The sequence below is a fragment of the Vagococcus sp. genome (assembly GCF_036639995.1).
GTDB lineage: Bacteria > Bacillota > Bacilli > Lactobacillales > Vagococcaceae > Vagococcus.
The window spans coordinates 74708-83552 of sequence record NZ_JAVWHO010000004.1 but is presented as its reverse complement, the minus strand read 5'-3'; the positions used below and the strand labels follow the sequence as shown (position 1 = coordinate 83552).

Sequence of the window (8845 nt, the reverse complement as noted above, 5' to 3'; positions counted from 1 at the left end):
AAAAACGCCCTACACATTTGGTTTGTCTTACTTTGTTCAGTTTTCAAAGATCTATATCTCGTTGCCGTAACAACTTTTATATCATATAACACTTTCAATTTTATGTCAAGAGTAAAAAATATTTTTTTAAACTTTCTAAAACTGATCAACGTTATTTAAAATAGATACAAAAGATATCAACTTAACGATATTAACACATTAACAATTATAATTCAAGCTATTTTTTTTATTTTTTTGTTATTTAAATGTGTTGTTGTCTTAACGACATTTACTAATATATCAATTGTCCAAAAAAAATGCAAGCATAATTTTACTTTTTTTTTCAATTAATAACATTTTTTCCTTTATTACGTTATCTGACCGTTTTAAACAGGTTTTTAATCAATAATTTTAATAGAAAAAGCTACCCGCTTTGAAAGGTTCTTAATAACCTGTTCAAATCAAATAGCTTTTAACTAAAATTATTTTTCTGATTTTTGACACTCAGGGCACACCCCATACATTTCCAAACGATGATCACGAATTTTAAATCCCGTTAACTGCTCAGTTGCAGATTCAACATCCTCTAAGCCTGGATAGAAAACATCTACTACTTTTCCACATTTATCGCAGATAGCGTGATAATGTCTAGTAGAAGTAAAATCAAAACGACTTGAGGAATCACCATAAGCCATTTCCATGACAAATCCAATTTCAGTAAAAAGTCGTAAATTATTATAAACAGTTGCAACACTCATATTTGGAAAACGATGTTCTAAGTGCTTATAAATTTCATCTGCAGTTGGATGGCTTTTACTCTCAACTAAATATTCTAAAATAGCATATCTTTGAGGTGTAATTCTAATATTAGATTCTTTCATTTTACTAATAGCTTCTTCAACAACATGATTAGACATGTACATCATCCTTGCGAATTATTTTATATCTTTATTCTACTACCAATAATAGTAATTATCAAGAATCATCAATTTTATTTATTAAATAATAATTTTATTAAATTAGAATTTATATAAATTAGTAGAAAGGTATCTTTCACCACTGTCTGGCGCAATAGTGACTATTATTTCATTCTCTCCTAGTTTTTTAGCAATTTTTTTTGACGCATAAATTGCAGCTCCGGATGAAACACCTACAAGTAGTCCATCTTTTTCACCTATCACTCGGGCTGCTTCTATGGCTTCTTGGCTAGAAACAGGGAAAACTTCATCATAGATTGTTGTGTCTAATACCTTGGGAATAAATCCTGCACCTATCCCTTGAATTTTATGTGGTGCATGGGTTCCGTTTCTTAATACTTTACTTTCTTCTGGTTCAACTGCATATATTTTTATATTAGGATATACTTTTTTCAATTCCTTTCCAACACCTGAAATCGTTCCACCTGTTCCTACGCCGGCTACAAACGCAGCTATTTCTTCGCCTTCAAATGCGCTGATTATTTCTTTTGCTGTTGTTTTTTCATGAATTGACGGATTAGCTATGTTTTCAAATTGTAACGGCATAAAGTATCCTTCTTTTTCTGCTAAATCTTTTGCTACTTTAATCGAACCCTTCATCCCTTCATTGCCAGGAGTTAAAATAATATCTGCACCATATGCTTTCATTAGCTTTTGTCTTTCAATACTCATCGTATCGGGCATCACTAAAATAACAGAATATCCTTTTGAAGCTCCCACCATAGCTAAGCCAATTCCAGTATTTCCACTTGTTGGTTCGATTATAGTTCCACCTTCTATTAACAATCCCTCTTCTTCAGCTCTCTCTACCATTGATAGAGCAATTCTATCTTTAACACTGCCGCCAGGATTAAATGATTCTAGCTTTAAAAATACATTTGCTTCATTAGCCTCGTTTTTTAACTTTAAAAAAGGTGTTTCTCCTATTAATTCCGTAATATCATTGACTATTTTTTTCATTTATATTCTCCTTTCTTTTTCATCAAAAAATAATACATAAACAAAAATACACATAACTCCTACCACTAGTGAAACATCTGCAAAATTAAAAATTGGAAAATGGAAAAATTCTACTTGGAACATATCAACAACATATCCTAATCTAACACGATCAATAAAATTTCCGATAGTTCCTCCTATAATTAAACTTAACCCAATCGTCAACCATTTAGTTTCATTACGATATTTGAATAAAAGATATGGAAGTATTATTAAGGCAATTAATGTTACTACTGTAAAAAACCACATTTTACCTTCCAAAATACTCCAAGCAGCTCCACTATTTCTAATATGTGTTAGGGATAATACCGGATTACTAAAAACCGTTTCATACAATTCAATGTTAGAAACTGTCCACCCTTTTATCACTTGATCTATCAAAACTGATGTAAAAACTAACACTCCGTACAATATCATCTGCATTCCTACTCTCCGAATAAGTCTTTTGGACTAATTATTCCTAATAATTTACTGTTACCACGACCATCCTCCGTAATTAAAATGGCTTCTAGTCGTGGATTGTTTTTAAATAAGTTAATTGCTTTATACTCATAATCAGACGGACTCAAAAAACGAACTGCATCTCTTTTAGTATCCACATCTAAAATATCTATTGCTGTATAATCATCTAACACCATCAGTGCATTTTCTGAATGCTTAGCAAACCACATGCCTAATCCTCTTGTTGTAATTAGTCCTCTGAACTTTCCTTTTTGATAAATCGGAAACTGAGAATATTCTTTTTCTACTATTATATGTAGAATTTTTCTTAAAGGGATGGAAGCTTCAAATGTTTTGACATTACCTCTTATATATTTCTCAACTGTTTTAGGATGTACTAATTTTTCTTCAATTTCTAAAATCCTATCTACTGCCCATTGGTTAGGCTCAGCAATCACAAAATCTTTTTCTATCTTATTATGAACAATTGCATTTCTTAATTGGGAAAACTCAATTAAATCATATTCTATCTCATTAATCGGTAATTCTGTTTTCTTCTTAATTCTTCGAGTCATCTCACTGACTCCCATATTACTCGGAAATTCAAGTTGCTTTCGCAACCATTTTTCTATCCGATTAAATGAAGTTAAAAATATTTCTGAACGTTCCATTTTTTTCTCCTTACAATTTGTATACTCTTTTTTAGTATATAACAAATAAAAGGAAGTAAAAAGCTTTTTAACTACTTCACCTTTAACTTCTCAAAAAACATGTGTTTGACGTAGTAAACGATAAAACGTATAATAGAATTAGGCATGCAAATGACCACTAGGGGGTATGTAAAATGAAAATCGGCGTTGTAAAATGGTTTGACGTTAGAAAAGGTTATGGTTTTCTAGTCTATGACGAGGATGAAGAGATTTTTGTACATTTTACCGGCATCGTTCAAGATGGATTTAAAGTGCTTTTTGAAGGACAAAAAGTTGAATTTGTCATAAAAGAAGGTGCTCGTGGTCTTCAAGCATCGCAAGTAACTGTTATTGATGAAATAAAAAGTGTTGACTGATTTAATCGTCAACACTTTTTTCAATGCCATTAATTGTTCCTGTAAATAATTCTTCTTGCTTCAAGTAGTGTACAAATGAAGTTTTAGCTTTTGAGAACATAATATAGGCAAACTCATTTTCCTTAGTTAGAATTGTTATTCCGTGGCTTCCTACTGAGACTTTTACAATATTATTCAAATCAATTTGATAACTGTTTTTTTTCAATATTGCTGAAACTTTCAATTGCTCATTAGTTAATATCATTTTTCTTTTTGTTCCAGTGTATCCAAAAATCAGAAAAACAATAAAGGTTGCTACACTAAATATATTAATTCGACCTTGCTGCTCCAGTAGTCCAATCATACTGATAAAAAACAAAACAAATGTCATCGACCAATAGATTACAGCACCTGATAAATCAGGCTGATATCGAAAAACATGTATTTTACTTGTACTCATATTAGCCTCCTATTTACATAACCTTACAGTTACTTATATTACCATAAGATAAATAAATAAAAAATAGCATTGGAGAATACTATGATAAAAATATACATAGATGCAGCAACCAATCAAAAATATCATTTAAGTGGTGGTGGAATGATTATATTGAAAAATCAACAACAAATCCAGATACATCAAGAGTTAAAAGCAAAAACTAATAATGAAGCTGAATTTGAGATGCTTTATCAAACACTGGTCTATATTAAAAGCCAAAACTGGTGCAACGAAACTATTTTTATTTATACTGATAGTCGTATTGTTGCCCAGTCCATTGAAAAAAAATATGTTAAAGATGTGGTTTTTGATTGTTATCTTCAAAAAATTTTACTTTTAATGGATGATTTCATCCTCTTATTTGTTGAGTGGAAACCAGAAAGTAGTAACAAGGGTGCTGATAAAATTGCAAAACAAGCCCTTCAAAAAAGGTTAAAAGAAAAACTAATTAACTAAGTTCGCTAATAATTCAACAAAATCTGGATCGTCATTAAAAGGATGAATGTAATTAAATTCCACGCCACCATTTTCCATAAAATATGTTCGGTTTTCATCTTCAATCTCTTCTAGAGTTTCAATGCAATCAGAAACAAATCCTGGTGTGATTACTAGGACTTTTTTTATTCCCTCTTTTGGTAAAGACATCAATGTTTTATCTAAGGCAGGAGTTAGCCATTCATCTGGACCAAATTTTGATTGATAGGTCACTTTGTAAGGAATATCAATATCAAACCCTTTAAAAACTGCTGCTGTTGTTTCAGCACATTGATCCTTATAAGGATCTCCCTTTTCTACATATGAAACCGGAATACCATGATAAGAAAAAACTAACAACTCAGGTTGGTACTCTTTAATTCCTTCTTCTATTTGCTTCCTCAATAAATTAATATATAAAGGGTGACTTGTAAATTCACGAATCAAATGAAGTGTTGGTATATTTTCCTGTTTTAAATAATGTCTAAACACAGCATCATGAATAGCTGCTGTTGTCGTTGTTGAGTACTGTGGGTATAAAGGAATAATAGTTACATCCTCAACACCTTCTTTTTCAAAAGCTTTCAGTGATTCTGAAATTGTAGGTTGACTGTATGCCATTCCAAATCTAACTGATACTTCTGGTAATTTTTCTTGAAGCTGACTAGTTTGAGACTTAGTATGAATTAGAAGGGGAGATCCTCCTTCCTCCCAAATACTTTTATATAATGCTGCTGATTTTTTTGGTCGTGTGTTTAAAATAATCCCATGTAAAATTGGTAACCATTGCCATCTAGGCTTATCGATAACTCGTGGATCTCCTAAGAAATGTTTTAAATACTCTTTTACCTCTTTTGCTTCAGGTTTATCTGGTGTTCCAATATTTGCTAGTAAAATTCCTTTTTTACTCAAATGTTTCTCCTCCTTATGTCACGTTGTATATTCTAACACTTTTTCATTACAACATATATGTTGTTTAACTTTTTCTTTTTGTTATAATTTAATTGACAATCTATTCTTTTTGTTTTAGCATAATAGATAATTAGATACACAATCTTGTTATAGTTGAACGAAGTAGTGAATTATCTCTGTTTATAGAAAGTCAAAGGTTGCTGGAATTTGACACAAATAATTTCACGAAGTACATTCATTTTTTAAAATAACAAGCGGTTAGTTACCGATAAAAATATTAAGAGGTGCTTAAAAAGCACAATCTGGGTGGTACCACGGAAATGTTATTTCGTCCCTATGGAGAATTTTTCTCTATAGGGGCTTTTTTTATACCAAAAAGAAAGGAAGTTTTAAATATGACAACAAATATTATTGATGAATTAACATGGCGTGATGCAATTAATCAACAAACAGATGCGGAAGGATTACGTGAATACGTCGAACATAATAAAATTTCTTTATATTGTGGTGTTGATCCAACTGGAGATAGTATGCATATTGGCCATTTAATTCCATTTATGATGCTAAAAAGATTCCAAGCTTTAGGACATCATCCTTATATTGTTATTGGAGGAGCTACTGGAACAATAGGCGACCCTAGTGGACGATCTAGTGAACGACAACTACAATCAATGGAGCAAGTACAGCACAACGTTGATTGTTTAACAAATCAAATGAAACATTTATTCTTTGATGAAAACAACGAGCAACAACTTAGTATGGTTAACAATTATGATTGGACAAAAGACCTTTCTTTACTAGATTTTTTACGTGATTACGGAAAAAACTTTAATATTAATACCATGCTTGCTAAAGATATCGTTTCAAGTCGACTTGAAACAGGTATTTCATTTACTGAATTCACTTACCAAATATTGCAATCATTAGATTACCTACATCTATTCCGTCACCATGATGTTCGTCTTCAAATTGGTGGTGCCGATCAATGGGGGAATATTACTGCTGGGCTTGATTTGATTCGTAAAAAAGAAGGCGCAGAAGCAAAAGCTTTTGGTTTAACAATTCCTTTAATGTTAAAATCTGACGGAACTAAATTTGGTAAAACTGCCGGTGGTGCTATTTGGTTAGATCCTGAAAAAACATCTCCTTACGAATTCTACCAATTCTGGTTAAATCAAGATGATCGCGACGTTATCAAATACTTGAAATTCTTTACCTTCTTAACACAAGATGACATTCAAGCGCTTGAAACAAAAGTCGAGACAGAACCTCATAAAAGAGAAGCTCAAAAAACATTGGCAAAAGAGATGACCGTATTTGTTCATAGTCAAGACGCTTTAACTGATGCATTGACTATTACTGACGCTCTATTTTCTGGTGATGTTAAACAATTAACCTCACATCAAATTGAAGATGGTTTTAAAAATATGCCTACTGCAACAATTGGAAAAGAATCTAAAAACATTGTGGATTGGTTAGTCGAAACCAAAATTGAACCATCGAAACGACAAGCAAGAGAAGATGTAACAAATGGCGCTATCTCAATTAACGGAGATAAAATCAAGGATGTCGCTACTGACATTACTTCTGACTTATCTATTGATGATAAATTCATCATTGTCAGAAAAGGTAAAAAGAAATACACACTTGTAAAATTAGGATAAAAAAGAACGACAAAAGCAGAATGTTTTCTACTTTTGTCGTTTTTAATTTCTAATAAAATTTTGAGTAAATATATAAAGTATCGTTAGTAAGCCATTTGCACTAGCCATCATCAAAAGTGTAAAGGATGTTATCTCAAGTAATGACGCGCAAATCACAATATAATTGAGGATGAACAGAAGAATTAACCACTTACTAAAACCTGTTTTTTCAGTTTTTTCCAATCGCCCATTTCTTTGAAGAATAAATAGACTAAAAATCCCCCAAACAATAAGTTGTGTCAATACAATACTTATAAACATATCACCACTCCTTTAACAACCAGTGTAACGAAATTATTTCTTTTTAGCATCCGCCGTTAGTCTGAATATTTTTTGTCTTTTCATATAGGGATTGTTATACTGATTTCAATAGAGTTTAAAGGAGTACATTATGTTTAAAAAGCGTTGGTCTTTATTTCACTTAAAAAGAAGTGGCAATCAATTTATTAACAGTCATTTTTCTACAATTCAAATCATTTTTTCTTATTACGTTATCATGACTTTAATATCCTTTCTTTTACTCAGTCTTCCCTTCTTTCAACAAGACGGGGCAGATATTTCGGTTTTTGATACCTTGTTTATGGCTATTAGTACAGTTAGTGTAACTGGGTTAAGCACCTTTAATATTAACGAGGTTTTTAATGAACGTGGCGTTGTTTTACTTGAGATTCTTTTTCAAGTTGGCGGTCTTGGTATTATGATGTTCTCAACTTTTTTCTTTATTCTTTCAAGAAAAAGAATTTCTTTAAAAAGAAGACAATTAATTATGACTGACATGAACCAACCAAGGTTAAGTGGTAGTGTTAAACTGATCAAAAACACAGTTTACACCTTACTTATTATTCAGTTCATTTTTGGCATAATCTTTTCTCTAAGATTCTACTATTCAGGTCATCACCCGACTCTAGGAGAAGCTACATTTCAAGGGTTCTATCAATCCATCTCTGCAGTAACAAACTCTGGTTTTGACGTGACCGGCTCCTCTGCTAAGCCCTATGCAACGGACTATTTATTTATTACTATTTTAATAGGTTTAATTATGATTGGTGGTATTGGGTTTCCAGTTATCATGGAAACAAAAGAGTGGCTACTCTACAAACGTGAGAAACATGACTTACCTTTTAGGTTTTCATTGTTTAGCAAACTTGCTATTAGCATTTACCTTATTTTATTTATTTTTGGTACACTTGCGATTTATCTATTAGAACGAAATCATTTGTTTTCTGATATGCCTGAAATTCAAAAATGGATGACATCGATGTTTTATTCCACCACAACAAGAAATGCTGGTCTTCAAATGCATGATTTAAGTTCTTTTCAAACCCCAACATTATTATTATTTTCGGTCTTAATGTTTATCGGTTGTAGTCCAAGTTCTGTTGGTGGGGGCGTTCGAACAACAACAATTGCTATCTTAGGTTTATACATGCTCTCTTTTGTCAAAGGAGAAGAAAATGTAACCATTTTTAGTCGCCGAATTCAAGATAGAGATATAAAAAAAGCTGTTGTTGTTTTTAACCTTTCAGTTGCTATGTGCTTTTTAGCAGTTCTTCTATTATCTATCACCGAAGATCACTCTCTGATTGCTATTATTGTAGAAGTTGCCTCTGCATTTGGGACAACTGGCCTATCACTAGGTATCACTTCTGATTTAACTTTTGCTGGAAAAATAATTATTGCTGTTTTAATGTTTATTGGGCGAATAGGAATGCTCTATACATTAATGGTCTTTGTTCCTAAAGAACGACAAGACCATGGCTATCTGTTTCCAAGTGAAAAAATTATTATTGGTTAACAAAAAAAGAGATAAAGAAAA

Annotated in this window: 11 protein-coding genes and 1 other annotated feature; of the genes, 4 read left to right on the top strand and 7 right to left on the bottom strand. The window is 31.7% G+C overall.

Going from position 1 to position 8845, the window contains the following annotated elements:
- Window positions 1-461: 461 nt before the first annotated feature.
- From RR554_RS02830 to RR554_RS02815, 4 genes are all read right to left on the bottom strand, one after another.
- The gene (locus tag RR554_RS02830) at window positions 462-896 is read right to left on the bottom strand and encodes a Fur family transcriptional regulator (protein ID WP_332462649.1); all 435 of its coding nucleotides are present in this window, start codon (window positions 894-896) and stop codon (window positions 462-464) included.
- A gap of 102 nt (window positions 897-998) precedes the next feature.
- Window positions 999-1916: a cysteine synthase A gene (gene cysK, locus RR554_RS02825; protein WP_332467384.1), complete on the bottom strand. Its 918-nt coding sequence runs from the start codon at window positions 1914-1916 to the stop codon at window positions 999-1001.
- Window positions 1917-2372 carry a signal peptidase II gene (lspA, locus tag RR554_RS02820; protein WP_332462730.1) on the bottom strand — a complete coding sequence of 152 codons (456 nt, stop codon included), beginning with the start codon at window positions 2370-2372 and terminating at the stop codon, window positions 1917-1919. It abuts the gene before it with no gap.
- 8 nt (window positions 2373-2380) lie between these two features.
- Window positions 2381-3067, bottom strand: coding sequence for a CBS domain-containing protein (locus RR554_RS02815; protein WP_332462651.1), 687 nt, complete (start codon window positions 3065-3067; stop codon window positions 2381-2383).
- Window positions 3068-3240: 173 nt separating this feature from the next.
- Here RR554_RS02815 and RR554_RS02810 point away from each other — a divergent pair, with 173 nt between their 5' ends.
- Window positions 3241-3462 (top strand): cold-shock protein, encoded by a 222-nt coding sequence (locus RR554_RS02810; protein WP_332462652.1) that lies wholly within the window; start codon window positions 3241-3243, stop codon window positions 3460-3462.
- Between the two features lies 1 nt (window position 3463).
- Here RR554_RS02810 and RR554_RS02805 read toward each other — a convergent pair whose 3' ends face one another.
- Window positions 3464-3901 (bottom strand): EbsA family protein, encoded by a 438-nt coding sequence (locus RR554_RS02805; RefSeq protein ID WP_332462653.1) that lies wholly within the window; start codon window positions 3899-3901, stop codon window positions 3464-3466.
- Window positions 3902-3982: 81 nt separating this feature from the next.
- Between RR554_RS02805 and RR554_RS02800 the strand changes: the two genes are divergently transcribed.
- Complete coding sequence (locus tag RR554_RS02800; RefSeq protein WP_332462654.1) at window positions 3983-4396, top strand: ribonuclease HI family protein; 414 nt, start codon at window positions 3983-3985, stop codon at window positions 4394-4396.
- Here RR554_RS02800 and hemH read toward each other — a convergent pair.
- Window positions 4385-5326: a ferrochelatase gene (gene hemH, locus RR554_RS02795; protein WP_332462655.1), complete on the bottom strand. Its 942-nt coding sequence runs from the start codon at window positions 5324-5326 to the stop codon at window positions 4385-4387. The genes RR554_RS02800 and hemH overlap by 12 nt on opposite strands.
- A 146-nt stretch (window positions 5327-5472) precedes the next feature.
- Window positions 5473-5665, top strand: a binding site (T-box leader).
- A gap of 56 nt (window positions 5666-5721) precedes the next feature.
- Here hemH and tyrS point away from each other — a divergent pair.
- A complete protein-coding gene (gene tyrS / locus RR554_RS02790) occupies window positions 5722-6990 on the top strand; it encodes a tyrosine--tRNA ligase (RefSeq protein WP_332467383.1) in 1269 nt (422 codons plus the stop codon).
- A gap of 42 nt (window positions 6991-7032) precedes the next feature.
- Here tyrS and RR554_RS02785 read toward each other — a convergent pair whose 3' ends face one another.
- A complete protein-coding gene (locus RR554_RS02785; RefSeq protein WP_332462657.1) occupies window positions 7033-7290 on the bottom strand; it encodes a hypothetical protein in 258 nt (85 codons plus the stop codon).
- A gap of 130 nt (window positions 7291-7420) precedes the next feature.
- Here RR554_RS02785 and RR554_RS02780 point away from each other — a divergent pair, with 130 nt between their 5' ends.
- Entirely contained in the window at window positions 7421-8824 is a 1404-nt protein-coding gene (locus tag RR554_RS02780; protein ID WP_332462658.1) for a TrkH family potassium uptake protein, read from the top strand.
- The last annotated feature ends 21 nt before the right edge of the window (window positions 8825-8845 follow it).

Excerpts from the sequence above, each read along its gene's own strand:
- RR554_RS02830 (WP_332462649.1), bottom strand. The coding sequence starts at position 896 with ATGTCTAATCATGTTGTTGAAGAAGCTATTAGTAAAATGAAAGAATCT.
- tyrS (WP_332467383.1), top strand. The coding sequence starts at position 5,722 with ATGACAACAAATATTATTGATGAATTAACATGGCGTGATGCAATTAAT.
- RR554_RS02800 (WP_332462654.1), top strand. The coding sequence starts at position 3,983 with ATGATAAAAATATACATAGATGCAGCAACCAATCAAAAATATCATTTA.
- RR554_RS02785 (WP_332462657.1), bottom strand. The coding sequence starts at position 7,290 with ATGTTTATAAGTATTGTATTGACACAACTTATTGTTTGGGGGATTTTT.
- lspA (WP_332462730.1), bottom strand. The coding sequence starts at position 2,372 with ATGATATTGTACGGAGTGTTAGTTTTTACATCAGTTTTGATAGATCAA.
- cysK (WP_332467384.1), bottom strand. The coding sequence starts at position 1,916 with ATGAAAAAAATAGTCAATGATATTACGGAATTAATAGGAGAAACACCT.
- RR554_RS02780 (WP_332462658.1), top strand. The coding sequence starts at position 7,421 with ATGTTTAAAAAGCGTTGGTCTTTATTTCACTTAAAAAGAAGTGGCAAT.
- RR554_RS02805 (WP_332462653.1), bottom strand. The coding sequence starts at position 3,901 with ATGAGTACAAGTAAAATACATGTTTTTCGATATCAGCCTGATTTATCA.
- RR554_RS02810 (WP_332462652.1), top strand. The coding sequence starts at position 3,241 with ATGAAAATCGGCGTTGTAAAATGGTTTGACGTTAGAAAAGGTTATGGT.
- RR554_RS02815 (WP_332462651.1), bottom strand. The coding sequence starts at position 3,067 with ATGGAACGTTCAGAAATATTTTTAACTTCATTTAATCGGATAGAAAAA.